This window comes from Pseudomonas nitroreducens, from assembly GCF_014204515.1.
Classification (GTDB): Bacteria; Pseudomonadota; Gammaproteobacteria; order Pseudomonadales; family Pseudomonadaceae; genus Pseudomonas; species Pseudomonas nitritireducens_A.
This window is the reverse complement of the sequence record NZ_JACHLI010000001.1, coordinates 75,883-101,671: the sequence shown is the minus strand read 5'-3', so window position 1 is coordinate 101,671 and position 25,789 is coordinate 75,883. Positions and strand designations below refer to the sequence as shown.

The 25,789-nt window shown below is 55.8% G+C and carries 25 protein-coding genes; 20 read left to right on the top strand and 5 right to left on the bottom strand.

Going from position 1 to position 25,789, the window contains the following annotated elements; all coding sequences use genetic code 11:
* Positions 1–67: 67 nt before the first annotated feature.
* The 8 genes from HNP46_RS00660 (at position 68) to HNP46_RS00625 (ending at position 9,151) form a co-directional block, all read left to right on the top strand.
* On the top strand, positions 68–2,203 hold the full coding sequence (locus tag HNP46_RS00660; protein WP_184585576.1) for a patatin-like phospholipase family protein: 2,136 nt from the start codon (positions 68–70) through the stop codon (positions 2,201–2,203).
* 1 nt (position 2,204) lies between these two features.
* Positions 2,205–2,834 carry a hypothetical protein gene (locus tag HNP46_RS00655; protein ID WP_184585575.1) on the top strand — a complete coding sequence of 210 codons (630 nt, stop codon included), beginning with the start codon at positions 2,205–2,207 and terminating at the stop codon, positions 2,832–2,834.
* Between the two features lie 100 nt (positions 2,835–2,934).
* Positions 2,935–3,792, top strand: coding sequence for a hypothetical protein (locus HNP46_RS00650; protein ID WP_184585574.1), 858 nt, complete (start codon positions 2,935–2,937; stop codon positions 3,790–3,792).
* A 64-nt stretch (positions 3,793–3,856) separates the two neighbouring features.
* Positions 3,857–4,465 carry a dTMP kinase gene (gene tmk / locus HNP46_RS00645; protein ID WP_184585573.1) on the top strand — a complete coding sequence of 203 codons (609 nt, stop codon included), beginning with the start codon at positions 3,857–3,859 and terminating at the stop codon, positions 4,463–4,465.
* A 441-nt stretch (positions 4,466–4,906) separates the two neighbouring features.
* Entirely contained in the window at positions 4,907–5,308 is a 402-nt protein-coding gene (locus tag HNP46_RS00640; protein WP_184585572.1) for a hypothetical protein, read from the top strand.
* A gap of 29 nt (positions 5,309–5,337) precedes the next feature.
* Positions 5,338–7,059 carry an ATP-binding protein gene (locus HNP46_RS00635; RefSeq protein ID WP_184585571.1) on the top strand — a complete coding sequence of 574 codons (1,722 nt, stop codon included), beginning with the start codon at positions 5,338–5,340 and terminating at the stop codon, positions 7,057–7,059.
* Positions 7,060–7,073: 14 nt separating this feature from the next.
* Positions 7,074–8,258, top strand: coding sequence for a hypothetical protein (locus HNP46_RS00630; RefSeq protein ID WP_184585570.1), 1,185 nt, complete (start codon positions 7,074–7,076; stop codon positions 8,256–8,258).
* Between the two features lie 8 nt (positions 8,259–8,266).
* Positions 8,267–9,151 (top strand): hypothetical protein, encoded by an 885-nt coding sequence (locus tag HNP46_RS00625; RefSeq protein WP_184585569.1) that lies wholly within the window; start codon positions 8,267–8,269, stop codon positions 9,149–9,151.
* Positions 9,152–9,215: 64 nt separating this feature from the next.
* Here HNP46_RS00625 and HNP46_RS00620 read toward each other — a convergent pair whose 3' ends face one another.
* Positions 9,216–11,060 (bottom strand): hypothetical protein, encoded by a 1,845-nt coding sequence (locus HNP46_RS00620; protein ID WP_184585568.1) that lies wholly within the window; start codon positions 11,058–11,060, stop codon positions 9,216–9,218.
* Between the two features lie 126 nt (positions 11,061–11,186).
* Between HNP46_RS00620 and ligA the strand changes: the two genes are divergently transcribed.
* Positions 11,187–13,181 (top strand): NAD-dependent DNA ligase LigA, encoded by a 1,995-nt coding sequence (gene ligA / locus HNP46_RS00615; RefSeq protein ID WP_184585567.1) that lies wholly within the window; start codon positions 11,187–11,189, stop codon positions 13,179–13,181.
* 43 nt (positions 13,182–13,224) lie between these two features.
* Here ligA and HNP46_RS00610 read toward each other — a convergent pair whose 3' ends face one another.
* From HNP46_RS00610 to HNP46_RS00600, 3 genes are read right to left on the bottom strand one after another with little or no spacing between them, the layout of a single operon-like run.
* The gene (locus tag HNP46_RS00610; RefSeq protein ID WP_184585566.1) at positions 13,225–13,755 is read right to left on the bottom strand and encodes a hypothetical protein; all 531 of its coding nucleotides are present in this window, start codon (positions 13,753–13,755) and stop codon (positions 13,225–13,227) included.
* Between the two features lie 25 nt (positions 13,756–13,780).
* A complete protein-coding gene (locus HNP46_RS00605; RefSeq protein ID WP_184585565.1) occupies positions 13,781–14,344 on the bottom strand; it encodes an HAD family hydrolase in 564 nt (187 codons plus the stop codon).
* Positions 14,263–14,997 carry a YfbR-like 5'-deoxynucleotidase gene (locus HNP46_RS00600; protein ID WP_184585564.1) on the bottom strand — a complete coding sequence of 245 codons (735 nt, stop codon included), beginning with the start codon at positions 14,995–14,997 and terminating at the stop codon, positions 14,263–14,265. Before HNP46_RS00600 ends, HNP46_RS00605 begins: the two co-directional genes overlap by 82 nt.
* A 92-nt stretch (positions 14,998–15,089) precedes the next feature.
* Between HNP46_RS00600 and HNP46_RS00595 the strand changes: the two genes are divergently transcribed.
* The 9 genes from HNP46_RS00595 (at position 15,090) to HNP46_RS00555 (ending at position 22,545) form a co-directional block, all read left to right on the top strand.
* Positions 15,090–16,250 (top strand): hypothetical protein, encoded by a 1,161-nt coding sequence (locus HNP46_RS00595; RefSeq protein WP_184585563.1) that lies wholly within the window; start codon positions 15,090–15,092, stop codon positions 16,248–16,250.
* Positions 16,247–17,794, top strand: a complete 1,548-nt coding sequence (locus HNP46_RS00590) for a hypothetical protein (RefSeq protein ID WP_184585562.1) — start codon at positions 16,247–16,249, stop codon at positions 17,792–17,794. Before HNP46_RS00595 ends, HNP46_RS00590 begins: the two co-directional genes overlap by 4 nt.
* Positions 17,795–17,864: 70 nt before the next feature.
* A complete protein-coding gene (locus tag HNP46_RS00585; protein WP_184585561.1) occupies positions 17,865–18,278 on the top strand; it encodes a hypothetical protein in 414 nt (137 codons plus the stop codon).
* Positions 18,279–18,330: 52 nt separating this feature from the next.
* Positions 18,331–18,780 carry a hypothetical protein gene (locus HNP46_RS00580; RefSeq protein WP_184585560.1) on the top strand — a complete coding sequence of 150 codons (450 nt, stop codon included), beginning with the start codon at positions 18,331–18,333 and terminating at the stop codon, positions 18,778–18,780.
* 4 nt (positions 18,781–18,784) lie between these two features.
* Positions 18,785–19,294, top strand: coding sequence for a hypothetical protein (locus HNP46_RS00575; protein WP_184585559.1), 510 nt, complete (start codon positions 18,785–18,787; stop codon positions 19,292–19,294).
* Positions 19,287–19,733: a ribonuclease HI gene (gene rnhA, locus HNP46_RS00570; protein ID WP_184585558.1), complete on the top strand. Its 447-nt coding sequence runs from the start codon at positions 19,287–19,289 to the stop codon at positions 19,731–19,733. The genes HNP46_RS00575 and rnhA overlap by 8 nt, the downstream gene beginning before the upstream one ends.
* A gap of 56 nt (positions 19,734–19,789) precedes the next feature.
* Positions 19,790–20,623 (top strand): hypothetical protein, encoded by an 834-nt coding sequence (locus HNP46_RS00565; protein ID WP_184585557.1) that lies wholly within the window; start codon positions 19,790–19,792, stop codon positions 20,621–20,623.
* A complete protein-coding gene (locus HNP46_RS00560) occupies positions 20,613–20,780 on the top strand; it encodes a hypothetical protein (protein WP_184585556.1) in 168 nt (55 codons plus the stop codon). Before HNP46_RS00565 ends, HNP46_RS00560 begins: the two co-directional genes overlap by 11 nt.
* Positions 20,781–21,069: 289 nt before the next feature.
* Positions 21,070–22,545: a hypothetical protein gene (locus HNP46_RS00555; protein WP_184585555.1), complete on the top strand. Its 1,476-nt coding sequence runs from the start codon at positions 21,070–21,072 to the stop codon at positions 22,543–22,545.
* A 3-nt stretch (positions 22,546–22,548) separates the two neighbouring features.
* Here the strand turns inward: HNP46_RS00555 and HNP46_RS00550 are convergent, their stop codons facing one another.
* The gene (locus tag HNP46_RS00550) at positions 22,549–22,788 is read right to left on the bottom strand and encodes a hypothetical protein (protein ID WP_184585554.1); all 240 of its coding nucleotides are present in this window, start codon (positions 22,786–22,788) and stop codon (positions 22,549–22,551) included.
* A gap of 292 nt (positions 22,789–23,080) precedes the next feature.
* Between HNP46_RS00550 and HNP46_RS00545 the strand changes: the two genes are divergently transcribed.
* Positions 23,081–24,886, top strand: coding sequence for a hypothetical protein (locus HNP46_RS00545; protein ID WP_184585553.1), 1,806 nt, complete (start codon positions 23,081–23,083; stop codon positions 24,884–24,886).
* Positions 24,887–25,786, top strand: a complete 900-nt coding sequence (locus HNP46_RS00540; RefSeq protein ID WP_184585552.1) for a metallophosphoesterase family protein — start codon at positions 24,887–24,889, stop codon at positions 25,784–25,786. It abuts the gene before it with no gap.
* Positions 25,787–25,789 lie beyond the last annotated feature (3 nt).

The following is a 25,789-nucleotide window of genomic DNA, read 5'->3' as shown; positions in this document are numbered from 1 at the left end:
TGTATTGATCGGCAATAAATGGTCATGCCAATAATGAGGAACTAATTGGAATGGCGCTGTTTTCCCGATGAACTACAAAAAACAACTAGAGCGCGTGCAGGCTGCACGTAAAAGCGCCTTCAACGATGTGATGCGTGAGATCACCATCAACAAGCTCGCCACGTTCGCTCGGGACAACTGGCGTGAGCTCAACGTCTATGGGATCAACGTCTTCGGCGTGCAGCTGAACGAAGCTGACCCTGAGCAAAGCCTGCCGGACATCATCAAAGTCCTTTCGGACGTCATTTCTAATTACAACAATCCTGGCAATCAGGTAGAGCTTCAAGCCCTGGACGCGGCGCTGCCTGACTATCAGCGTGAAAAACTGATCGGTTTCCGTTGGCATTTTGAACGTTTGGTGAACGAGATTCAGCAGTTCTCTATTGGATCAGTGCCGGAGGGTGAACGAGCCCGACTGGCGACCTACATGGAGCACTTGAACAGTGTCATCAGTGAGGCCGCCTCGCGTGCCGTGCATTTCCAGAAGAGGATTAACTCAGAGTACGGAAAGCGAGCCGCTGGCCCTGAAGTACTCGTATTCCAGGGAGGCGGTGCCAAAGGGATGGCCTTCGCAGGTGCAATCTCCGATCTAAGCGACCGGGGGATGCTCAAAGGTATCAAGTACATCGCTGGTACATCAGCCGGCGCGCTTATGGGCCTCCCTGTAGCAATGGGCTACAACGCAGAGGAAGTTAGGGAACTCGTAGAGCGAGGCCGCTTTGCCCAGTTCTTCGCTGAAAGTGCGGCCACGTTCAATTGGGTAAAAAAAGCGGCTACCAAGGCCAACGTCTTGGACATCCATGCTGACCCTGGCCTTGAAGGCATCCTGCTGAAGAAATTCGCAGCTCAGTACCTGATTCCTGAGCTGATCGAAGCCATTCCGAATGCGACCTACAAGTCCCTGACCAATCTGACTGAGGACTTGCTACAGCAGCAGATTCGCGACCTGGAAGTGTCCTACGGTGGCGAGTCCAAGCTTGAGCTCATCTACCGTAAGGCGATGAAGGACTTCAACAGGCATCTGAAGGTGCGCGGGCTGGAGAAGCTGATCGGTGTCCTCGATTTCGTGCCATTGGGCTCGAGGACGAAGTACTTCCAGGCTGCTCTGACCTGCATCCGTGTGCGTCGCACCACCAGGAAGCTGGACGGGGACTCCATCGAGTCGTTCATCGGTGACGTGATCCAGGAGAAGGTGAAGGCGGTGCCCATTGAAATCAGGCGCATCGTGAAGCCTCAATTGTCCACCGTGGAGGAGATCCGCAACCTCAACTTCGAGCAGCTCAAGCAACTTGCGGAGCTGGCGCCGTCGCATGGTTTCAAGGAGTTCGGGGTGGCGATCACTAACACCCGATACGTCCTCTTTGGAATCGAAGCAGTCACCTGCAGGGCCGGTGGCGGCGACTATGTCGACATGCCGATTAAAAAGGCGGTCAGGGCCAGCATGAACATCCCCTACGTCTTCAAGCATATTAAGCACGAGGGCCGCCACCTCAGGGACGGCGGGATCACGAACAACATGCCAATCTCCATCTGGGCCGACAAATACTCGTCTCCAGAGGAGTACCGCAGCAAGATGCGTGGCTTCATGCTGTCGACGCTGGAGCACGATGTAGAGGCCAAACTCTGCAAGAAGTACCTGCGCGACAGCGAGCAGATCAAGATGCGCGCTTTCGAGCTCCTGAACCTCCCGAAAGAGCTTTGGGGCAAAGTGCAGCAGCTGGCCAACGGTAAGTTTGTCGGCAACATGGTCGAGTCCTTCATGGACAAGCACAAGACGAGCGAGCCGGCGCGAGAGGACTTCCTCAACATAGCCTTCATTTCATCGGGTAGCGTGGGGACAGCGGACTTCAACATCAACCGTCGTGAGCGTTCGGCGCTGAGCGTGGCCGGGTACATGGCATCGTCCTTCCTCAACTCGATGGAGTACGACCCGCGCCTGCGCTATGCCATGACCAGGCTAACCGGCTTGGCCAAGGTGGAGTGGAAGTTCGAGCAGAAGCTCGAGGCGAAGGCCTTCAAGAAGCGCTGGACGGATCTGTCGGTGGGAAAAACCGAGGGTATCGACCCGATCTTCAAGGCTAACTCTCCAGAAGAGTTCATGGCGGCGCTATCCAAGAGCAAGTTCCGCGAAGACAATGTCTGGGACACCATGATGAGTATCTGAGATGTTCACGAGTGACCTGGAGATCCTGATGGGAGCCGGGCTGGAGACTCCTTACGTCGCCGCCGGCTCCCTGATTTCGTACCTTTCCGAGAGCGCCTGCATGGTGCATAAGCTCTTCCCAGCCCTGGGCGACCTGGTCGAGGAGGAGGATGGCGCTCTCTGCGCGCTGTTCGTGAGCAAACTGCCGGCCATTGAAGCCCTCGAGGCTGTGGCGATTGAGCGCGAGCCCACTGCGCCTGCAGAGGATGGTGAGCAGGAGTGGCTGATCCAGGTAGAAGCTGGCGCCCTTGGGTGGCAGTTCATCTACAGGGGCTTCTCGCGGCCTGAGCTTAAGTCTCACCTGGTGATGCTGGAGTGGTTGCCAGGCGGCTTCAACAAGCTTCTCGATCTCCATGACTGCTTCGTGGCGGAGTCGAAGGAGCTCAAGGGAATGTGGAAGATCGATTCGGAGATCGAGAAGGAGGCCTTCTCGCGGTACATGCTGATGACCGGCGGATCGACCCTATTCGCGCCTTACGACGGCCTGGGCTTCATCGATCAGGCCATCGCTTCCATGGGAGAGGAGGTCTTTGTGGGCAAAGGGGCCTGCAGCACGCTCCGCGCCTACCCCGTGGAGTGGAAATATCTCTGAAAAGAGCTGAGATTTCTGACAATATAACGGTAAATGACGTTCTGCCCTGCTACGGAGGCGCCGGCAGCCATCTGATTCATGTCCATCTGAAGAGGTTGTAATGGCACTCACTCAAAAGCAGACCGCACTGTGGAAATCGGTGCAAGCCGTCTGGAACGCCCTGCAAGTAGCTCCGCTGCCGGAAGAAACCATTCGCGTCGCGATGGCCGCCAGTATCGCTGATTTCGAAACCGCGACCGACAACGAATACAAGGTTCGCCTGCGTTTCGAGCCGCGCCGCGAGCTCTCGATGATCGACTGCGCCGCTGACCGCCTGGGTGTCTCCGTTGACGCCTCCGGCTACATTACTCTGAAGGCCCGCATCGAAGGCGTGCTGCACAGTGTGACCGTGGCCTACGGTGACCAGTACCAGCACTCCAACGGCGCCCTGGCTGAGTCCCTGGAGGCCCTGGCCGGCGTTGTTCGCAAGCTTCCGGCCGAGCTAAACTCCTACAAGGAAAAAACCCAGCTCAGCCACGTTCTTGGCGTGACCGTTCCGGTCGGCCAGGATGACGACCTCGATCAGTCCCCGGCGACCCCTGAGGTCGAGCTGGCAGATGACGAGGCGCCCCAATCGGGAAAGCCTGAAGCTGCGGCCGAGGTGATTCCTGCGGCTGCAGCTGAGTTGGTTGTTGAAGCTGCGCCGGCAGCGGAAGTACCCGCAGTGGTTGAGCCGGAAGTGGTTGTACCCGAAACCACGGTCGTTGAGGCTGTGGCTCAGACCCCTGAGGTCGAAGAGAAGGGCGTTGTGATCGAGGGCGAGGTGGTTGATGTGACCCCTGCTGCCTCCGATCTCGTGGACGAAGACCTGGTCTTCCCACCGGCTGACGCCGAACACCCTGGTGACGAAGCTGTATCCCTGTCGGACGTTACCGGCAAGGCCAAGCTGAGCATCACCTCGACTTCCCAGGAAGCCTGATCCGGCACCTGTCCCAGAAGCCCGTGGAAACACGGGCTTCTTCATTGCTTATGGTGAAATAATAATGGGAATGATTGCCATCGAGGGGATCGAGGCCTGCGGGAAGAGTACGCAGATTAAGAGACTCCTCGAACACTACAGTGCCTCCGGCCGTGAAGTGCTTTTGACCAGCGATCTCTACCACACCGTACCTGGAATCACGGCTCGTGAGCTCCTCCTCAACGAAGAGCTTGAGATCAGCCCTAAGACACAGACCCTGCTCATGACCATGGCGCGTATGCACCATGTTGAAGAGCGCATTCTGCCGGCGCTGGCCGAGGGGAAGTTGGTCATCAGCGATAGGTTCTGGCCCAGCACCTTGGCGTACAACGGGCCATACACCGGCTGGCCCGTAGAGCTGCTGCAGAATGCGTGCGTTGAAACCCTTGGTGTCACCCCAGACTTGGTGATTTTCATCGACATCCCAGCAGAGCTGTCGAAGGAGCGTTCCCAGAATCGCGGTAGCCTGGACAAGTTCGAACGCCGGGGCGTTGATTTCTACCGAGGCGTTCGTGCCTCGTACCAGGAGTTGGCGAAGAAACACGGCTTCGTGACCATCGACGGCACCGCCTCTGTCGACGAGGTGTTCGCTCAGCTCGTAGCAGCCATCGACCCGGTCATTGGATGTGTATGAGGATGTGGCAATCCTCGTGCACCAGGGCTAGGTAGCTGAGGCAGCGATCCATTGAAGCGCAGCCCTCGCAAGGGGGCGCCTTCACCACACGTTCCGGCCGCTTTGCAGTCGGGGCGGCGTGGCTCTGCGTCTCGATGAACTGGCACTGATGCACGTAGGAGACGTGGTGCACAGTCTCTCCGGGCTCTACCCCTGCCAGACACACTGGGCATCGCCCCTGCTGCTTCTCCATCAGACGCCGCCGCACTGCCGGCGAGTGCTGGATACGCTTGGCGAAGTTCTCCCAGCGCGCCTTATCCTTTATCTTGGCGCCCGCATCCACAGTGCCCACCTTGGGCTTAAGTTGCAGCGCACGGTCTGCTTTGTGCTGAGCTGACATTGGTAGACCTCGTGTTGTACCGGCCCTTGATCGCAAGCGACAATGGGTTGTCGGAGGAAACCATGGCCATCCAGAAACTAGAAACAGCACTTACCCCGTTGAGCGGGGCATTCATCCCTGGGAGATCGTACCAGATCGTAGCCTGGCAGACCTATGAGCGGAGTGGGACGCGACCTGCCCTTGCGGAGAAAAATTCGACGTATTACGCAAAGGGATTCCGCACGGAAGGAGAGTTGCTGGCATTCGTGAAAAATCCTGAGGCCTGGATCGACGTAGTTAAGCGAGGCCTTGTCCAGGAGGCGATTCGACTGGGACGCAGCTGCTGGGAGGTGGCTAGCTTCAGCATTTCCTTCGGTATCCGTGATTTCGGGTACACCGTTGATGCCTTCGACGCCGAGAACATCCAGGCCGTACTGCGGAAGATGCATCCGGAGTTGTTCTCGGAGGCTGCTCCATCCCCATAATGGGTCTAGGACTGACATTTTGGTGATAAATGAGCACTTCTACCCAATCCGAACTATTCGCTGAGCCTGAGGTTCTTGAGACCGGGATTTTCGAGGGCCGCGTGCAGCTGCCCAACAGCTTCTTCGCGCAAACCGTCAATGAGTATCAGGATTGGCACCAGGCTTGGTTCCGAGAAGCTCTCCAGAACGCGCTGGATGCTGGATCGACGCAGATCGATTTTCATATCAGAAACCATCCGGATAAGCCGGAAACTGTTGTCGTAACCTGCACCGACAACGGCACTGGCATGAGTCGCGAGACACTGACTGACGTGTTCCTCTCCATGGGAGGATCTCAGAAGGCAGATGGCTCCATTGGCGGCTTTGGCTACGCCAAAAGCCTACTGGCATTCGCTCACAAGCAGTACACGATCCGAACCCGCGACCTCTTCCTTAAAGGGGAAGGGGGTAACTACAAGCTCTCTACGTCAGCGCCTCTGCAAGGTGTAGTCCTAGAGGTCGAAATGGATCATTCCAAGGCTCAAGCTTGGCATCTGGAGCAAGCCCTTGAGCAGATTGTCTGCATGTCTACATTCCGCCCTGGGGTTAGGGTAACCCTTAACGGGATGGCGCTGTCTGCGAACAAGCAGAACTACAACTACGGGCTGGATACAGTCCTTGGGAAGCTCAGCTTCAAGGACAATTCCGGGGGGTACAGCTCATCGTCGTTGTGGGTCAGGATGAATGGCCTGGCCATGTTCCGGGAGCGTGTCTATGGCAACTCTGGTACCACAGGATTCGAAGGGATCATTGACCTCACCGGCACCTCGAAGGAGATGTTCACCTCGAACCGGGATAAGCTCCTCGGCGAGAAGAGCTCTGCTCTGAACAAGATCATCCAGGAGCTGGTGAACGACCGGACTAAGCTCAAGCTAAATGGGGGCATCGACAAGACCCTGAACCGGAACAACATCGACTGGAAACAGCTTTCAGAGCAGATCCAGGAAGATCTGAAAGAAGGTGCGGCGGTCAGGGGGAAAACCGTCGAGGAGTTCGCCGACGAGCTCGCGTCGATGAGCGATGAGGTAATGGACGAAGGTAGCAAGCACCCGTTTGCTGCACTCGCCAGGACTATGGTCAAGGAGCGCCATTCCATCCAAAGCAAGCTTGGTGGCATCCCTAGCGAGCTATACCCTGAGAACTTCAAGGTTAAGCATTGCACGGAAGAGCGCGATGAAGACCAAACCAAGATGGCCGGCCACATTGCCACCAAGATGTCGCTCAAGAGGTATGCGAAGCTAGCGGCAGGCTGGGACTTCCTGATCAGAACCATGCTCAGCCACGAGAGTTACCGGAATTTTGCCGGGGTGGAGAAAGGCGCCGACGGGCAGTTCTACTACAGCGGTAAGCTGATCCAGACGGGGTTCGTGTTCGGCACAGTGGAAGGACTGCACGTGGAAGATAAAGACCAGGAGAGCGGCAAAGAGCGGCGCTCGATCCTGATCAACCCGGACGTCGCCGAGAAACCTGAGTACATGCTTGGCGACATCGTCGACCTTGCTCACCATGAACTGGCGCACCTGCGCTATGACTATCACGGTGAAGACTTCGTGAAGCAGTCGGAAGGGCTGAGGCGCATCTGCCGGCGAGAAATGGGGCACGAGAAGGCCATGATCGCTGCTTTCGAGGAAGGCATTGCCGGGTGGCGCGCCAAGCACGCGGCTCCCAAGGCGAAGAAAGAGATCGACCGTGAATCCGGGTACGGGATGTGAGCAGGGTATAGGCCATGACAATTGATGACAAAAAGAGGGCCCGCCTTGAGCAGTTCTGCCGGGATTACATCTGGGACAACCCTCTGGCCATCAGCGAAGAGCTTTCGGCTGATCTGGAAGCTCGAGTGAGTGAAGCATTCCCGTGCCTGGGCGATAAGCCGCTTCATAGCGGGGCAGGAACCCTGAACCAGAGGAGTGTTGGCACTCTGTTGGCCCAGGTTGGCGCTATCGATGAAATTGAAGCGCTGCTGGAGGCTCTCGTAGAGTCAAAGCCCCGAAACTACGACAGGAAGTACGACCTGGCGTTTGGCCTGGTATCCGGTATTGGCCAGCACCTTGGTTCTGAGGCGGGAAGGCCGAAGAAGTGGCCGGAAAGTCTGTGCAGGCCTATCACCCCGCGCCTGGCCATTGCCCTGGCAAAAGTGGCTGATCAAGATGAATTCCTCAAAGCGCCTGCGGCCGCCGGCTTCGCGGCTACTGTGGTTAAGGGCATGCTGGATGCCAGCGACTTTGAAAACGCCCGTGTTATCTACGATCTGGCGCCCGCCACCAAGAAGTACGAGATGTTGGGTGCCAAGGGTGGGCTTCGCGATGCCAAAACCTACGATGACATCGAGTTCAACTTGGGCGTGGCCGAGCTGATTGCGGCCAATCGTAAAGCTTTCACGACTCCGGTGTTCCAGGATTTGGTGATGCAGTTCTGGGCGAACCTGCCCGAGCTCCGCGCCCAGGCCGCACGGAGTGGTTCACCCGAGGCCACGGCACGCCTTATGGCTCTGGCCAATGATGGGCTTTCCTGCAGCAAGCTCACGGATCTGAAAAAGACGCTGATGACCAGGATCACAGACCTGGTGGTGGCGCTTAGGGGTAACGCCCACATGCTGCAGCTCGCGAAGCGAGAGGGAGCGACTGGGAAGGAGTTCAACTCGCAGGTTAAGTCGTACCTGGGCTTCCTGGCAGACCTAACCAAGGCGACGGGGCTGAAGTGGCCGACCGCTGAGGAAGGGCTGAAAGAAGAGCTGATCGCGTGCCACGACGAGATCCTCGAAGGCGTGGAGGCAAACAAGCTGTTCCGCAACAAGACCCCGGAGGCCCTGACGGTGGTGATGCCATTCATCATGACTGACTGCTCTGAGCTCTTCAGTCATGCCTCTGATGATGCGCAGACCAAAGCAATGCTTGTGAACCTGGATTTCTGAGGTGACAGATGGTTGATGCCACCCTACTCATCGAGCTTCTGAGCCCTGAGGGCTCACCTACCGAGGCTTTCAACGTCTTTGCCGAGCAGGTATCGCGAAGCAAGGGGTTCGGTATCGCGGTAAGCACTTGTCTGCTTCGTGATGGGAAGAACGTCTGCCGGGTTGCGGATGAGGAACGCTACAGGGCCCTTGCGGACGCCGTGGTGAAGTCTTCGGGCCTGGGCAAGGGGATATTCACCCGAACGATTCTTTCGATGCCTGAGCCCTTCGCCAGGGTGCAGCTGAAGCTATGGGCTGTTGCTGACCTGACCGGGCAGGTGAAAGCGTCCGATTGGCAGTCGACCTTGTCCGAGTCGATCCGCCAGGGCCGCGCTCGCTTGGCCAGAGACATCATGGATCTGCTGGAGATGCATTACGGCCTGGTACAGGTTGTCGGAACACTCTCTGAGTTCGACCCCCAGAAGCTCGAAGACAGCGGACTACTCGCCGGCCGCTATCGGGATCAGATGGTGTCCACCTACCTGCGCAACAAGCAGTTCCTGTCGGGAGCCATCGCTGCCGGCGACGACGAAGCGTGCCTTCTGAAAATCCGCAGAGAGATCGGGATTGAGGTGGGAGAGAAGTCTCCTAACCCGAGCTGGGTGCAACTCATGCGGCGGATGGCCTGGAAGACAAAGGGCTTCGATGGCGGTGATGCTCTTAAAGACCACTTCAAGAGTGCGGCCCATGTGGTGGTGGACAACATCCTGAAGATGAACGATTGGGAGGTCGATTCGCAGCTCGACACTGACGAGGTCAGGCTCATGGCCTTCAAGCTCGGCCGAGCTGACCTGGTTGAGAAGATGGGTGACGCCGGCCAGACCCAGGCCATGTCTGCGATCCTGGACATCTGATCTGATCTTCATAGGTCAATAGAAAACGGCGCCTTCTGGCGCCGTTGTTAGGTCTCGAAGATGATCAGATGCCGAAGGTATTGATCGCCTCCCCGGTGTAGTACGCGTCCTTGGTCTTGGTCGGAAGAGTTTCAAACTCGTCTTCGGTGAGGCCCAAATGTTTGTACGCCAGCTTGACCTGGCCGACGGTGGTGATCGCTTTGAGGATCTCCTCACGCGGGTAACGGTCGATGAAGCCCAGGGTGCGGGCAAGCGACTCCTGCCCCAAGTCCTTCGTGTTGATGTTCTTGGCTGCCTTTGCAAGCAATGCCTTCATGCTCAGCCCTGGTAGGTCTTGGGTGTATTTGGAGGTTACCCCAAGGGTGCCCTCTAGCCTGTAGATATCGAAATCAACCCTGGGTCTGTTGTCCGGGTAGCTGATCGATACGTTGGGCCCAAGATCCAGTTTGGCTTTAGCAAGCTCGAGAAGAAATTCTTCGTCTACCTCGAGCTTAATAGAAGGAATGAAGCCAAATCTTGCTTTGAATTCAGCAAAATTCGATCTGGCTCTCTCAATCTGCCAGGCATACGAGCATTTATCCTGACGAATATACATTTTATGCGGGCTTGCACCGCGATCAGGATTGTAGTGGTGGTTGATATGTTCAATTTCCGCAGGGGTATAGAGTTGCAGCGCCTCGTGAAGAGTGTGAGGAAGAAGTGAAGGGTAGATGTCATTTTCCCAGATCGGATGACCTTTTACATAAAGGTGCGTACTGATCCGCCACATGCCTTTGAATTCATTAATGTCGGTTGGGTCGCCCTTCGCCATCACTGGAGTCAGAGGGCGGTGAAGACGCATTGCGGCTGTAAGTTTTGCATGATCTCCCTGGTGATTGATCTGCATCACGCGGGCCTTTTCGTGGTGAATCAATGCGAGCCTGAAGCTGCCAGGTTTCTGGAGTGCCCCAATCACTTCATGCGGGAGGAAGCTGGTCGCCATGAACGAGTCTTTCTTGCTGATCAACCCGGCTGAATCGACGAAGCCTCGAGTAGGTGTCGCGGAAAATGCGGCTGCCGGCAGCATTGGGATAGCGCCTGCGAGCACGATAGCCTCTTCATCCTCTGGGGCGAAGAGGACAGGGTAGAACTCAGGAAATGCTTCGTTGTGCCAGGCGCCGAGACCTTGGATGCGATCCCGCTCAGCGATGGCGGCGGCGATCAGCTCGCCAAAGATGATGCGGACGCCATCTGGTTTGGATACCAGAGTTGGAGTCTTCATGTGTTCTTTCGTGATTGTGCTGGCTACGAGATCGAAGGTTGCTTTATAGCGATCTTCACTCCAATAGGTTTTCTTATTTTCGCCATACCTATATTGAACTTCTTGTCCAACTAGGCCTTTATGGTGGTCGATATCTAGCAAACTGAAGAGTTCTACTGATTCCTTGCGAAGCTTATAAGGAACCCCAAGTTTAGAAAAGGACGCGGCGTGTGGATCGCCAGTTACAGAGAGGCGATCAATTCTTTGCCTCAAATATTCGGTCACTTCCTTGGTGCTATCACAGCTCTTGGCAATATGCAGCGCCTCTGCATGAAACCCTCTGCCCAACAGCTCTATCAGGGCAAAGTGTCGACCACCGTGGTCACTGGTTCCGGCGATGTGCTCGACGATGGCGTCCAGATAGGTTTGATTGTCATCGAAGGCCTTAGAGAGCAGCTCATCGATCTCATTTTTAGTGTAGGAGTCACGCTTGAGCGCGCGCAGTAGCGCCGGCCCCACATTCCCTTCCTGGCGCTTCGCAATTTTGATCAACTTTTCAAGCTCCACGAAGGGGGCGAGCGCTTCAAGCAGGTCAGCTCGCCCCTCCGTTTCTGCCTGATTGAACAGTTCGGCGACCAGCTCGTTTGAAGGGGGGCTGTAAGTGGACATCTTGGGCTCCTGATTTAAGCCAGTATGTGCAGTCAGCAGCGTGTGGATCAACCACAATCAATTGACAATTTGCCAATAAAAGACGATATTCCAAGGCCCAAATCGATGCTTCAAGGACAGTCAATCGTGACCGATATCGCAGCTCGCATGAGCGAACTGGAAGGCCAGCTCGAACTGCATCAGCACAAGTACCACGTCCAGGATGCTCCAACGATCAGCGACGGTGAATACGACCGCATGTTCCGCGAGCTCGTAGAGCTGGAAAAACAGCATCCTGAGCTGATGAAGCCCAACTCACCGACTCAGCGTGTGGGTGGGTTGGTGGTCAGCGAGCTGGCCCAAGCGGTGCACAACGTGCCGATGCTGAGCCTGGGCAATGCGTTCAGTGAAGATGAATTTGCTGCGTTCGACCGCCGCGTTCGTGAATCTGCAGGCGACACGCCGGTTGTGTATTGCCTGGAGAACAAGTTCGACGGAATGGCCGGATCGCTGCGCTACGAGAACCACGAGCTGGCGCTGGCCGTATCTCGAGGTGATGGCTCCATCGGTGAGCAGATCACCCACAACGTGCGAACCATCCGCAACGTGCCGCTGAAGCTGAAACCCTCGGCGCCGGATAACCTCGAAGTGCGCGGTGAGATCTACATGACCCGCAGTGGTTTCGACGCGCTGAATGAGCGTCAGGCTGCAGCAGGGCTGAAGCTATTCGCCAATCCGCGTAACGCTGCAGCAGGGAGCGTCCGCCAACTGGACTCTGCGATCTCTGCAAGCCGTCCGCTGATGTTCACCGCGTACTCGCTGGTCAACCCGGAACAATACGGGTTTGAGACACACAGCCAGACGCTGGCGGCGCTGAAGGAGTGGGGCTTCCCAGTCGCCGAGGAGCCGATCCTGGTTTACTCCCTGGAGGATGCGAAGCGCGAGTATGCAAGCTTGCTGGCGCGCCGGCCGACGTTGGACTACGACATTGACGGTTCGGTCTTCAAGGTCGACAGCCTGAAACTGCAGCGTGAACTGGGTTTTGTATCCCGCGAGCCACTCTTTGCTATCGCGTGGAAATTCCCGGCCCAGGAGGAGTGGACGATCCTCAAGGATGTCGAGAACCAGATCGGCAGAACCGGGCAGTCGACGCCGGTAGGCAAGCTGGAGCCCGTGCAGCTGGCCGGAGTGACGGTAACTTCCGTGACCCTGCACAACTGGGATGAAGTCACCGGAAAAGACCTACACGTTGGTGACCGGGTGCTCATGCGCCGCGCTGGCGACGTTATCCCGCAGCTGCTGATGGTGGATACCTCCAGCCGCCAAGAAGGTGCTGTCCGCATTGAAGTCCCGACGGTGTGCCCAGTCTGCTCGGCTGCCCTGGAGAAGGACAGCGATGACCACGTAATCCTGCGATGCACAGCCGGTATTGATTGCCAGGCACAGCGCGAGGAGATCGTCGTAGAAGCTGCCAAGCGCACTGTGCTGGACATTGACGACATGGGCGAGAGCACGGTCGCGCAACTCTTCGAAGCTGGGTTGATCAAGCACGTGGGCGATCTGTTCACGCTGACCAAGGAGCAGCTGCTTCCTCTGGAGGGCTTTGGTGAGGTCAGCGCAAACAAGCTGATCGCCGGGATCGCTGCCGCGAAAAACCCGACGCTGGATCGTTTCCTCCGCGCGCTGAGCATCCGCACCATCGGTGAGTCCACCTGTAAAGACCTGGCGAAACACTTCGGCAACATCGAAACCGTGATCTCAGGTACATACGACGACTTCTTAGCCGTAGACGGTATCGGAAAAAAGGGAGCAGCCTTCCTGGCTGAAGCCTTTGCGTTGGGCGGTAACGGCCGTCGTGTGGCGGAGGCAATGCTGTCCAACGGGGTTGTTCCGAAGACTGTAGACCTGGTCGACAAGCGCTTCGCCGGCATGACCTTTGTGGTGACCGGCACCCTCGAGGCCATGAGCCGTGATCAGGCCAAGACTGCCATCGAGCTGCGCGGCGGCAAGGTCTCCGGTTCGGTATCGAAGAAAACCGGGATGGTGGTCGCCGGGCCAGGCGCCGGCAGCAAGCTGTCCGACGCTGAAAAGCTTGGCGTCAAGGTGATCAACGAAGAGGAGTTCCTGCAGCTGCTGGCGTAAACGGCGGAGCAGGGAAAGAGAAGGGGGCCATCGGCCCCCTTTTTCATATCTGCACCCAGTAGGCGAGCATGAAGCCTCCGATGGAGAGGCCGGGCACCAGGCCCCAGGGCAGTGAAGGCTTCACCAGCACCACGAGTTGCATGCTGTAGCCCACAATGAGGGCCAGGGGGAGAGCGGTCGTTGCAGCGCTTAGAGGCACTGTCCAGAACCCTAGCGGCACTGTCACGGCCAGGATGGTGGTGTAAATGGCCAGGTAGGTGATCAAGAAGCCGTGGAAGGCGATGATTGCCCCTCCGAAGTTCTCCCGGATGGCGGCCACTACCGAGGTGTTCATGTCGAACAGGGCTGCCGGCAGTGACATCAAACCGATGATGAACACGAAGAAGCAGAACATCGACACGGCGGTGTGCAGGTTCATGGTGGTCAAACCCATGGCGCCCGCCAGGCTGGCATAGAGGAACAGGTAGCGGATCTGGTACTCGAACGGCTCCATCCGCCACCGTTTCATGACAGCTGGGGCGTACACGGTGGAGCCGATCAGGTAGTGGATCGGATGCTGGGGTGCGTAGTGCATGAAAGCCTCTTTTTTCTAGTTATTGTCAGGGCTCGTAGGAGTCGAACTGCTCGGGAAACCGATTGTGCCAGCCGCGCTTCTCCAACTTACGGAAGTTCGGTTCGTTGGCGATGCTGCTGATGTAGTCTGCGGCCGAGTAAAGCCAGCGATCCGGCTTGCCAAAGAACGCCCTGATCGTGATCAGGTTGCCGTAGGAGCGAGACCACACATCCCATTTGTCATCCAGGCATAGGATGTCCTCTTTCGCGTACTGGGGATGGCGCTTGCAGATCTTGCGCACATCCTTGAACCAGCCCCTTGCGGTGCCGTTCTCGCATATGGGTGCGGAGTCTGCTCCGCAGAATATGTCGACCAGCGCTGGCCAGTGTGGCTTCCAAAGCTCGGTAAGCACCTCGTGGATGTACGGCAGCCCGCTGTTACTCCATAGCGCGAAGTCGAAGCGATCCTTCAGCGTATCGAGGAGGTGCTCGATGCCGGGTCGGACAGCCATGTGGTGGAACTGGGTTTTCACCGCCCCATAAGGGAACGGATGCTCCTCGCAATGAACGAGTGTCTCGTCCAGGTCGAGAACCAGGAGCCTTCTCCGCATGTGGGGTTCTTCTTCTGCTGAATAGGGACAAAGAGGCGGTGGTCGGTAGAGTTACCGATGGCCATCTCATTGAAATCGAGTTCGACGAGTTCGTCTGTAAACAGACGCCTATGAATCTCGTGGGCACCATCCCAGTTGTATTGCGGCCACAGGGCCTTGCCTTTGTCGACATATTGCCCGAACGCGTTCTTGCGCTCTTTGGCGATGTCCTTGGCAGACCTCCCGCGCCCTTCATACCGAATGAAGTGGTGGGCATCCATGATGTCGGCCAGCTTGAGGATGACTTCAAGGTAGCTTCCCTCCGCAGCTTCGTGGGCCCGGCGGTAGGGGGCACAGACGCTGAGCTCCAGATCATCGATGGGGTTCTGATCCTTCGGGAAGAACGCGGCGAGCAGACGTTTGATCGGGGTCGGAAGATCCCCGGTGATCGTCTCGGCCGTGTCGTGCCATAACGCCTTGTGCAGGAGCTTAAGCTCAGTCTCAGCGTCCATCATCGGGTCAATGATTTCAGCCAGGTACTGGCAAAAGATCGTTACTCTGTAGGCGTGTTCGGCTAACATCTGCAGCCTGTGGCTGCGAGCCTTGTGCCAGCGCTTGGTATCAGCAGTATGGGCGACGTTAGCTAGCGAGAAGTCAGAGACTTGCAGAACCATGTACACCTCATCGGTTTTTTGAAGATCATAACAACGAGCGGTGTACTGTCAATCCACGCTAGCAAGGCTGAAACAGAGTAGAAGGATCGGAAATGCTTACTCCAGAACAACAACTTGCAAAAACACTTGATGCGATGGGTGGTGATGTCCTTGCATTGAGTCTGCCAGTTCGAGCAAGAATTCCTGAGTTCCTGGAGCTTCGCAGAATGTACTTGCACGGCGGCATGGAAATCATGGCTCGCCGAATTCAGCTGTACAACGATTCCTGGGTTGGCGTTCTGGAGTACTTGGCCAATTATATTGGACAGAGTTATGTGCAGTCCTACAGTGGTGTTCTGAAGGCACAGTACTGCATGATTCGCCACGATGTGTGTAAGGGGTCTACCTATACACTCAACGAAAATATATCGCTCCAGTTAGCCGAAACAAAAATTAAGAAAAACATCCCGGTCAAATTCCTTAGGCCCCCAATGGCGAGTTGTTATCTGGAGTTTGACAAGCCTGAAAACCGCGCCAAGTCCGATCATAAAATGGACTTCGGAACTGGGTATTTCATCTGTGAGGGGTGCTACATCCAAGAGACCCGGCACACGAGTGGCCGCGCGCTACCAAGGAACGTGATCGACAATTTCGAGATCGATCCGTCTCAGCCTGTCCGCGAAATGCGCATTACCTTCACGGAGAGCCCAGTGGGGCGTCATCCGTCTCCACGCCTGGACACCTGCCACTACATCGATTTCTACATCCAGGACGAAGAAGAATCGGTCTTGGCCTTGGTGGATCGAGCCGTGAGCGCCATCAGCAATGCCAAGCCTTTCGAGGAGCGTGGTCAGTTCGTCAAAGGGCTCACCGAGGCCCTCAATTTTGTAGCCAAAGTCCTTTTCTACATCTACGTCGGCAGGAAGGAGACCAAGCTGTTCCGCCCCTTCAATGAGGCGACGGAGCTGGCGAAGAAGATCGAGGGTGTCGCTGATAAGAAAAAGCGAAAGCTAGAGCAGCGCCTGGCACGCACCTACGACCGGATCATCCTGGGGCCAGAGATCTACGTGCCCATGGAGAAGAGGCCTGAAACGGCCGGGACAAAGGGCAAACAAGGCTTCCATTATCGCAGCGCGTACTTCGGAGTGCGCTGGCGCGGAACGGGTCAGGCCAAAGAGGCTGTGCTGGTTCATGTCGATTCTTACGTGGTGAATCCACCTTCGCTCACAGGGGATAATGCCCCTATACGGGCGAAGGAGTATGAGGTTCGATGAGTGCAGTCAGTCAGTTTGAGGTCTGGAAAGCCGTAACCGACCTCAATGAGGCCTTGGATTACCTCTCCCGCAGGGATTCAGATCAAACCATCCTTCAAATGATCCAGGCGGTGAAGATCATCCACTCCTGGCATGCTTCTGCTGACCTGTCGGTGCAAAGCAATCAGATCGTTTACGCCGAGGCGGGCGCGGCTGTTCGCCGGTCTCTGATCGACGGCTTCGGTTATCTGTTCAGGCACGATGTTCTCGCTCAAGCGATTAGCGTCATCCCTGATCCTATTGCGATAGGAGGGCAGACGGGGCCAAACGATGGCTATGTCTACCTGACCATCATCCGTGAGATGGAATCTGTAAAGCAGCCGGACGTGACCAGACTCTATGCTGAGATGCGAATTGAACTAGGCGGAATTCTAGGGGTTCCGAGTGATCCACTGCATAGACGTGAACCTCAGCTTCTTCCGCCAACGCATTCTGACGAACAGACAGTTAAAGTTACGGCTCTGCTAAGTAGGCTACTGAATAGCCTGCTTGAAAACCACTATCGTTTTGATCCACGGCTTCTTCTGACCCAAATGACGCATGTCTTGGTCGACATGTCATTCGTAGGTGGAAAGGAAGGAACAGTCGCTGCAATTGAGTTCATTCAGACAAATGCCAGATTCTTGGTAGAACTTTCGAGGCAGGCAAGACCTTCGCGTCGGCTCGTAGAGAAAGACTGTGATGAGTCCATGTCAGCCCAGGCCGTAATATTGATACTTTCCCACGAGTTTTCCAGAAACATTGCGTTCGGAGTCAAGAGTGCTGCCCCAGCTCTCTATGGAGAGCTGGTTGGGTCGGATGAATTCTGTGCTCTTATTAATAGGTACACAGACATTGAAGACCTTATTGCTTCTGTTGATTTCAAATACGAGACTATGCAGGTCATCGTGGGGCAACGAATTCGGAGCGCTCTGTGGGAGCATTTCGATGGCCCTTACGAGACCTTCGAAAGGCTACTTTCGTGCGTAACTAGAAAGAACCTTCCTGATCACTATGCAGTCATCAAGGGTGATCTCAAGAATGGTCTCAAAGGGGTCGATGAGTTCCTGGCGCTAGCCAGGCGGCCTGGCGCCGATGTACTGGAGCTGTCAGAGATGTTGCCCACCAACGCTCTGTATCTCATGAAACTGAGTGAGCACCGTGATTCGAGGTACGCCACGCGCGACTACGAGCTAGTCGCCGTTGGAGCGGCCATTTCGGAAGGTGAAAACCTTCTTCCGAAGGTGGGAATTACAGAGCGAGGCATCCCCCGGCACCTGCTTAAAGCTCTGATTCGCGGCTTCGGAGGCCATGCGGCATCTGCAGGGTGGATTGCCGAAAACCAGATCGTTCCATTCCTCAGGGCGCCGAAGACGAAGAGAAGCATGGCCTGGTTGGATGCTTCTGAGCTGCAGGCCCTCCGGGATGCTGCAGGTAACGCCATTGACAATGAGTATCTCGATTCAATCCCGTTCCGAGACGACTCTCTCATGACGAATAGGATGACACAGGTCTTCGATATGTAGCTCCTTTACCTGGAAATTGACGCAGGTGCTCCCGCGTCTCTAGACTTCGGGCTACAACCATCGGTGCCTCATGTACATCCTCTCCATCATCCTCATGGCGTTCATCGTGTTCGCCTGTACCCGCGTATTTGAAGATGGCCGCCTCCGCTGCAGTAGAGCTTCCGATCTGAAGAGCCTCGTCGAGGAGAAGGATCTGTTGTGTCTTGTGACTTCGACCCTGGGTCTTAAGTGGGAGGAGTTGGCCAAGCTACTAAAGACCACCCATCCCAGCGGATTTGTCTTCATCGGTGAGCTTCCGGTGTTTACGCCTGATCTGCGCCGGCATGGCTACTCGGTGTATCGACTCGACGATATTCCTGAGGGTGTGGCCTTCGGCTGGGAACTGACCAGATGCCGGCACGGAGCCCACTGGATTTACCATTTGGACGTGCCTGAAGCTATCTGTTCGACTGCAGATATGAAAAAATCGCAGCTGGCGCTTTGAAATCTCAATTGCTGAACCATCTTCATTAGGAACGGGCTCTCGAGGAAAGGATATGTGTGAAGCCCCCTATGTCTGCTTTGTCCATGCCAGCACCTTCCAGGATGATGCGACCCCGGTCGCCCTGGGCGTTGTTGCGGCAGGCGGATTCAAGTGGAGCCGTCTGGTCTGCCCTTTGGAAGACTGGACGGGCTGGGATGATCAGGCAGAGCTTCTGCACAAAAAGGCCAGGGTGACCCTGGTGGCAGAAGGCACCGATGCCTACTTGGTGTGCCGGCAGATGAACGCACTGTTCGCTGCGGGTGACGTGATGGTGCACAACGCCATCGATGCGAAACTGATCTGCCGTCTGTTCGATGACGTCGGCGTCAGGATGTCTTTCAACCTGGTGATCGGTACTGACTCTGCAGAGCAGGGCGACCCGATCAACCCGGTTCCCTGGAGTGACGATGCGCTTCAGGACGCTTACCGACTGGCGAAGGCCTTCAACGAAGAGGTTGAATAGAGAAATGGATACCGTAAACGGCCCCAGCCTGGAAATTCTGCAGGCATTCGTCCGCTTCGCTGAAGGCGAAGTACACCTGGTTACCTCGGCCGGCGAAGCCAAGGAGCGTCGCCGCACCTTCCTGGAGTCGCTCCAGGAGTTCAACACCCTGACCACCATCAGGGCGTCCTACCCGCTGTTCTTCATCCCGATGGATGACGCAAGCGGCGGCGTCCTGAGCCAGGCTCAGAAGCGCATCGTTGTCGACCTGGCGGTGGAAGAGGGTATCGACCAGCACATCAAGGTCGTGCACACCACTGATGGCAGCATCGTGCACTTCAGCCGACACGTGCGTGACCAGTGCATCGACATCTGCAAGCGCGCGAACGTCGGCTGGGCTGACATTGGCAAGAATGGCCTGGTTCTGAATGACTTTGTGGTCACTGGTCTGAGCTCGGCTACCCGAGAGACACTCTCGAAGGCCGCCGATGAGGCCCGTGCTGCGATCAAGAAACGCGGAGAAGAACATGAGTGACGGTAAGGTAGTGATCTATACCGACGGCGCCTGTAAGGGCAATCCAGGCCCTGGTGGCTGGGGTTACCTGATCAAGGGCTCTGCCGGCGACACCGAGGCCTATGGTGGTGACAAGGACACCACGAACAACAAGATGGAGATGACTGCTGTAATTGAGGCCCTCAAGTCCCTGGCCACGGCTAGCGTTGTCGTTGTGCACACGGACTCGAAGTATGTGCTCGATGGCCTCAATCAGTGGCTGAAGGGTTGGAAGGCCAAAGGGTGGCGCCTGGCATCCGGTGGCCCGGTGAAGAACGTTGAACTGTGGAAGCAGCTGGACGCCCTCTGCACCTTCCACAAGGTGGAGTGGGTGTGGGTACGCGGTCACAACGGCGATCCAGGTAATGAGCGTGCAGACAAGCTGGCCAACCTGGGTGTAGCGGGCCTCTCCGGCCGATAACGCCTGTTCCCCTCTCTGTTTCGGCTATGCCAGAATCGAAGCAGAGAGGGGTAGTCATGACCACACACGCCAATTACCAGGACGAACTGCTCAAGTTCGTCGCGATGACCAGCCGGCAGATCCACAACATCTTCAGCCTCAAGCCGGGTTCCCTGAGCAATGAGGAGCTGGTCTTCTCGCTCGAGTACATCTGCGGTCTCAAGATCGACGAGATCTGGGAGCGCACCGGGCGCATCAGCCTCGAGCTTTTGAGCGAAATTGTGGTACTCCCGCCAGAACAGAAAACGCTCGCCACCGTCATTAAGGCGGCAAAAGCGCATGAGGCTGGCTTGATGAGCAATCGGGCGGTTAATGAAGTGGCGGACAGGCAATTCAACTACAGCCCTATCCTTATGGAGCATATTGAGCAGTTCCGTAAGGAGCGTATGCGCATGGCGACAAAGAAGCTGGCGCTCCTTGGCTGCGAGATCACGGTGCGCACCGGGAAGCTGCTGGTGGCTCTGCGTCAGCACCGGAGCGAGCCAGGCCCCAAGACCGCGCAAGCCGTGAAGGTGGCGTCCAAGAACCTCAAGACATCGCTCCTCGGCGCGCATACTCAGGCACGCCTGGGCGTATCGTGGGCCCTTCGCGCTGGCTTCTCCTGCAAAAGTGCTACAGTCTGCTTCCAACGTCTGTATGTAACTGCCATGCGCAAGTTGCAGCCAAAGCTGGAGAAGCTCGACGATTACATGGCCAGCAACGGAATTCAGTCTGATCTCTCAGAAGGTATTGGCCGGCGCCTTCGTGTTCTCGCTAAAGAGCTCATGAAAGCGCATGCCAATGATGAACTCTTTTCTGGTAGAATTGCCCGGCCCAAGACGCATAACCAGGAGGTAGCGCTTGAAATCTGACAGCAAAGAATCGATTCCCGCCCAGGGTGAGCTGGAGAATGAAGACCTCAAAAGTCTGGAATCCTTCTCCGAAAACATCGATAAATCCTGCGAAATGATCGACAACTTCTTCAAAGAAGAAGCTGTAAGCGCTGCATCCGAAAACGGCGCCGGTTAAGTCCGGCGCCGTTTTTTCATTTCGGGCAACAAATACCTGGAAATTCGCACTTTCCTCATCATCAACATCGCAATTTGTAGTTTAAAACCATGTCAAAAGAAGCTCTGAGTAACATGCTGGACGCCATGAAAGCCCAATTCAACGGTGAGGTCGTGAGATACGCCGCGTACCCAGAGCCCGAGCGGAAGCACAAGCGTCCGCGCCCGATCAACCTACGTGAAGAGTCGTACCAGAGCTACCTGCGCGAGCTGCAGGGCTGACACCAGGAACCTGCAGAGGAGGGGCCGCCGTGACCGCTTACGAGATCAGTCAAAGACTGAGTGCTGCCCTGCATCAATCCCCTCTAGGTGTGGAAGACGACTCCACCACTGCCTGGCTCGAGGCGAGCTTCCGCGCGCTGCACAGCATTGTGCAGCAGGGCCTCATAGAGGCTGCCGGCGACAAGCGCCTTGTGTCGATGATCCAGGCCACTGCACTGCGTCACGTGGACGGTCTCTGTGCCAGATGGCCGGGGCTCATGAACTTCGAGACGGTCAAGATCGCTATCGAGTTGGGGCGTAAAGCCTCAGACTTCCAGAGTACGTTCTCTGCCTGCCTCAGTACGCATCTGCGGGGGGATCGCGATGTTATCCCGCTGATGCACTTCCTCCTGGACGAGGGATGCGAGCCGTTCATAAAGAACCAGGATCTCTCCAGTTGCGATATTGGGCTCCTGCGGAAGATGCTCGATAGCATCGTAATTGCAGCGCCTCTCGACAAGCTTGGTGGCTCGATCTGCGAGGCACAGGAAGCGTTCCAGATAGTCGTTCGAGCGCTTGTGGACGTCGGAGACTCAGCCTACGTCCTCGACTTCATGCTAGGCCAGCCAGAGGCACTCCGCGACTATGTGAGGCCTCAGAAAACTAGCGAGGAGTCTCTTGATGACCTAGGTGTCTGCTTGTCACTGTTCGTGACATCCGCAGGTAGCTGGAAAATGTTCGAGATGCTTGAGGTCATACGGCTGCAGAGCGAGTCACTTTTCATGAAAGTGGCCGGCGCAAAGTACTTCGCCGGGCGCTTGGCCAGAGCCATGGAGGATTGTCATAGGACAATTGACCTGACCCAATGCAATGCTCCACCGGAGGCGATGAAGATCTTCGCCAAGGGCTTCATGCGAGCAATGGAGCAGAACAGAGTCTTCTCGCTTGATGAGTATCGAAGCTTTATCACTGCCTTAGGCGCCGCCCAGATCCCTGTGGAGACACTGATGGGTGAGCGAGCCTTGAGCAGGCACGTGGCTGCAGTGAAATTCATGGAGCTTCTTCGCAGTGACAGTGGTCGCGATAAGAATCTTGCTCTACTGGCCACTCGGTACAATCGGACGGAAGCTGAAGCCAGGGGACACATGCGCCTGGCCTTAGCTGTTCTCCTGGACAAAGAGCCCGAAGCGATCAGTGACTGTCGTTTCAGCGATCTCCTGATCGCAGTGAGCCTCTACCATCAGCAAGCCCCCATTGATCTGGGGCTCTTAAGCAATGGGCTGTCCGTCGATGTCCTGAAGATTGGCCTATCCATGAAGAAAAGGCCGAAGTCTCTAGGCCAACTGACGCTTACAGTATTCTCCTGCGAGAGGGGTAGGGAAGGGCTCGCAGAGCTATCCTACGAGGATTACCAGACCCTTCACTCCCTCTACTCCGACACCATACCAGCCGATCTCTGGGACGAGGTGGAGTGGAAGTCCGACGAGATCATGACAAGCAAGGCCGTATCCGGCTTCGATCTCTAAAGGTTATCGGGATCGCGCGGCCGCAGCCGGCGCATATCCATGCCTGGCCGCGTAGTCCATCATCATGTCCGCTTCTTCATTGTGCCCCTGGCGATACTTGATCTGCGCGAGCTGGTACGCAGCCTTCGCGTCGCCGGCTTGGTAAGCCGACTCAAGAGTGGCAATGGACTCAGCAGCTCGTCTCTCCACCGCCAGGGGGCTGTTTTTCGAGGGAATTGGAGCCTTGGGCAGTTCCTGCGTCATGGTAAACACAGGCGCCGACGGAGCGGCGAAGGTTGCGACCTCAGATGAGTGCGCGTCCATGGGCGCTGGTTGCCCAGCAGGGCTATAACCGCCTTCTCGAAGACTGATGAAGTCCTCGCTGATCGTTGACTTCTCAACCACTTCTACAGGTGCGTAAGGCCGCGTATTGCAGCCGGATAGCAGTAGCGATGCGCATACTGCAGCGCATATACCGAATGATCTCATAGCGTACAAACTTGTTCTTCTTAGGATAGCTGTCTGCCTATACTAAACGTATCTCTGGGGATTGAATATGACTGATTTTACGGCCGGTTTCATCGATGAGCAGATCAAGAACGGCAACCTTGATGCTGCGAGGGATTTCGTCAGGCTGATCCTGCCTCAAGTATACAAGAGACTAGCGGACTTGCCGGTCGAAGTCAGGCTTCACTACTCGATGCCTGACTCTCCCGTTCGCCAGGATCTCCTTAATCTCTATGGCTTGAGTTCCGAGGACGCAGTTCGATTCATACAGGACGCTATTTGCGACTACAGAACAAGAGAGTCTCTGGATAGAGAGTATCTCCAATTGTGCATTCGGCACGTAGGAGAGAATATACATGATTTGACCGCTCTTGCTGCATACAATGTCGATGTAGAGATGTTTGAATTGCTTGAGCCATTTGCGTCAAAAGAGTCCATTGAAGTTTTAGTTTCTAATGAAACGGAATTTAAAACAACGCGAATCAGAGGAAGATTCAAGACAAGCGAGCCATTCAGGTTTTTCTCGTCTAAAGATGTAAAGAAGTGTCTTACAGCCTTGATTGCAATGGGATGCTCTGCATCAGCCGCAGTAGGAAGGATCGGCTCAATTACTAACTCAACAAATGGGCTTGTGACAACGAATCTTGCTGACACCAACAGGCTGGAGATTCAAGATCTTCCTGTGGTGGCAGGTGGAGTGATTCGGAACCCTAGCCTATTCCACGCGATCCACAGCATGCAGGGGGACGCCCTGTATGGTCGACTTGTCTCACATGTTCCTTGCCTGATCAAGAATGAAGACGAAAACCGGTTCAGCAAGAAATGCGTGTTGCCATGGCAAGCGATGATCTATGGAGTAGACGGCCTTAAGCATCACTACGCCCCACTTGCTGCGTTCCTTTCCCATGAAAGGAATGTGCGGGGAGAAACCGGAGTGATTGATACGGCCGCCTGCTTTGTTAGCATTGGTGCAATGCTTAAAAGCACATCTTATGCTGTTGAGGGGCAGCATTACGTGGCAGGTCTAGAGTTTGGATATACGAACCAGATTGGATCTGGCTTCCTCTCTCAGATTCTCAGTGTGAATGCCTGTATCGGGCACGAAGCTCCCGCAGGGTATTCTATTGCTCTCATCGATATAGAAGAGCTTGCGTTGACTTGTTCTGCTGAAAAGGAGTCAAAAGCTTCAACTATTGACTGTGAAAGGCTTGAGCAATTGCTTTGCAATGCGAAGTTCCTAGCGTTGCACAAAGATACTATGGGGCACAACAAGTTTGATCTGCCGATAATTGACTCTACTACGCCTATAGAAATTTCAAGCATGGCTCTCTCTGATGGAAGCCTGCGATCTGTTGTTGACGATGATTTTATCAAGGCTGCGCTCAGGAAGTCGAACAAGGATGTCCCTGTCAATGTTCTTGTTTATGCTCGCGACAACTTCGGAATGAATTTCGATACTCGCGATCTCGAATTTGAACATTCTGCCATTAGTGAGCTCGTAGCTGCTAAGTTTAAGGTAGTGCCGCACAAGCACAATTTGAAGCGGAAGAACTTTCAAAACCTAACGAATTCAGACCGAATTTCGTGGCTGCGACTGGGAGGTTGGTACGGCGAACTTCCAAGGCCAGAATCGCTTGCAGAAGCGCTCAAAAAAGCGTCGCCACGTCGAGATGACAACATCTACGAGTTGTACCTAGCCACGTTCCCCCTCGATGAGCTCATTCCGAAGTGCAAGACACCCCGCCTTAAAGTGATCCTGGGCCAGGTGTTCACTCCGGAAGAGCTTGAGCCCTACGTCGACCGACTCGCCGACGCAACGCTGACCACCACGTTGATCGAGACATTTAACCTGTAATTGGATGCCTTGCCATCAGGGTTTGATAGACTGATCGAAAAAGAGAAGGGGACGGTTTTGCGTATAGGGTGCTTCTCTGACACCCACCTGGAGGGTGATGAGCTCATCCCCTTGGTGGACGCACTGCTGCCGGTCGCCGGCAGCGTTGATGTCTTCGTGGCTCTGGGCGACCTCGCTGACGGTGATAAGCTGCCGGATCTCGCCAGGCGTGTTGTGGAGCGTCTCGGCGTTCCCTGCCTCGTCCTTCCGGGGAATCACGAGTACTGGTACACCTACTATGCGTCGACCGTGAAGCGCGATCTGGAGGCGTACTGGCGGGATGAGTTCAGTAAGATCCCTGGGGCCCACATCCTGCTCGATGATTCTGTAGACATCGATGGAGTCTCCTTCTTCGGCTCCACCTGGTGGACGAACTTCGCCCTTCATGGTTCAGACAGGGTGGGGGACTCGATGGCGCTCAGCGGCATGAACTACGACTTCAAGTTGATCATGACTGAGTACCTGCCAAAGGAACATGCAGTCGAAGAGGCGCTCCGTGGGCGCGCGGCGAAGGGAATGTCATGCCTTTCTCCGCAGGGGATGCGTGATCTTAACCTGCAGGCTGTTTGCCGCTATAAGCAATGGCACAAAGACTCTGAAGGGAAGAAACGAGTGCTTCTGACGCACTTCCCACCCCTGAAAGACCTGGGCCATCCCAATTTTCCACCGAGTGCGTATTTCGCAAGTGCTGACGACCTGCTGCTACAGCAGTACAAGCCGGATACTCTGATGTACGGGCATACCCACCACAATTACGGTGGAATTCTGCTCCATGGCATCCCTGTCCACAGCAACATGTTCGGCTATCCCAGGGAGGAGGGTCGCATCGGGTACGACCCCAACCTGGTGATCGAGATCTGAGGA

Bases quoted from the DNA above. Each gene is read 5' to 3' on its own strand.
- HNP46_RS00660 (WP_184585576.1), top strand. From the start codon at position 68: ATGAACTACAAAAAACAACTAGAGCGCGTGCAGGCTGCACGTAAAAGC.
- HNP46_RS00655 (WP_184585575.1), top strand. From the start codon at position 2,205: ATGTTCACGAGTGACCTGGAGATCCTGATGGGAGCCGGGCTGGAGACT.
- HNP46_RS00650 (WP_184585574.1), top strand. From the start codon at position 2,935: ATGGCACTCACTCAAAAGCAGACCGCACTGTGGAAATCGGTGCAAGCC.
- tmk (WP_184585573.1), top strand. From the start codon at position 3,857: ATGGGAATGATTGCCATCGAGGGGATCGAGGCCTGCGGGAAGAGTACG.
- HNP46_RS00640 (WP_184585572.1), top strand. From the start codon at position 4,907: ATGGCCATCCAGAAACTAGAAACAGCACTTACCCCGTTGAGCGGGGCA.
- HNP46_RS00635 (WP_184585571.1), top strand. From the start codon at position 5,338: ATGAGCACTTCTACCCAATCCGAACTATTCGCTGAGCCTGAGGTTCTT.
- HNP46_RS00630 (WP_184585570.1), top strand. From the start codon at position 7,074: ATGACAATTGATGACAAAAAGAGGGCCCGCCTTGAGCAGTTCTGCCGG.
- HNP46_RS00625 (WP_184585569.1), top strand. From the start codon at position 8,267: ATGGTTGATGCCACCCTACTCATCGAGCTTCTGAGCCCTGAGGGCTCA.
- HNP46_RS00620 (WP_184585568.1), bottom strand. From the start codon at position 11,060: ATGTCCACTTACAGCCCCCCTTCAAACGAGCTGGTCGCCGAACTGTTC.
- HNP46_RS00610 (WP_184585566.1), bottom strand. From the start codon at position 13,755: ATGCACTACGCACCCCAGCATCCGATCCACTACCTGATCGGCTCCACC.
- HNP46_RS00605 (WP_184585565.1), bottom strand. From the start codon at position 14,344: ATGCGGAGAAGGCTCCTGGTTCTCGACCTGGACGAGACACTCGTTCAT.
- HNP46_RS00600 (WP_184585564.1), bottom strand. From the start codon at position 14,997: ATGGTTCTGCAAGTCTCTGACTTCTCGCTAGCTAACGTCGCCCATACT.
- HNP46_RS00595 (WP_184585563.1), top strand. From the start codon at position 15,090: ATGCTTACTCCAGAACAACAACTTGCAAAAACACTTGATGCGATGGGT.
- HNP46_RS00590 (WP_184585562.1), top strand. From the start codon at position 16,247: ATGAGTGCAGTCAGTCAGTTTGAGGTCTGGAAAGCCGTAACCGACCTC.
- HNP46_RS00585 (WP_184585561.1), top strand. From the start codon at position 17,865: ATGTACATCCTCTCCATCATCCTCATGGCGTTCATCGTGTTCGCCTGT.
- HNP46_RS00580 (WP_184585560.1), top strand. From the start codon at position 18,331: ATGTGTGAAGCCCCCTATGTCTGCTTTGTCCATGCCAGCACCTTCCAG.
- HNP46_RS00575 (WP_184585559.1), top strand. From the start codon at position 18,785: ATGGATACCGTAAACGGCCCCAGCCTGGAAATTCTGCAGGCATTCGTC.
- rnhA (WP_184585558.1), top strand. From the start codon at position 19,287: ATGAGTGACGGTAAGGTAGTGATCTATACCGACGGCGCCTGTAAGGGC.
- HNP46_RS00565 (WP_184585557.1), top strand. From the start codon at position 19,790: ATGACCACACACGCCAATTACCAGGACGAACTGCTCAAGTTCGTCGCG.
- HNP46_RS00550 (WP_184585554.1), bottom strand. From the start codon at position 22,788: ATGACGCAGGAACTGCCCAAGGCTCCAATTCCCTCGAAAAACAGCCCC.
- HNP46_RS00545 (WP_184585553.1), top strand. From the start codon at position 23,081: ATGACTGATTTTACGGCCGGTTTCATCGATGAGCAGATCAAGAACGGC.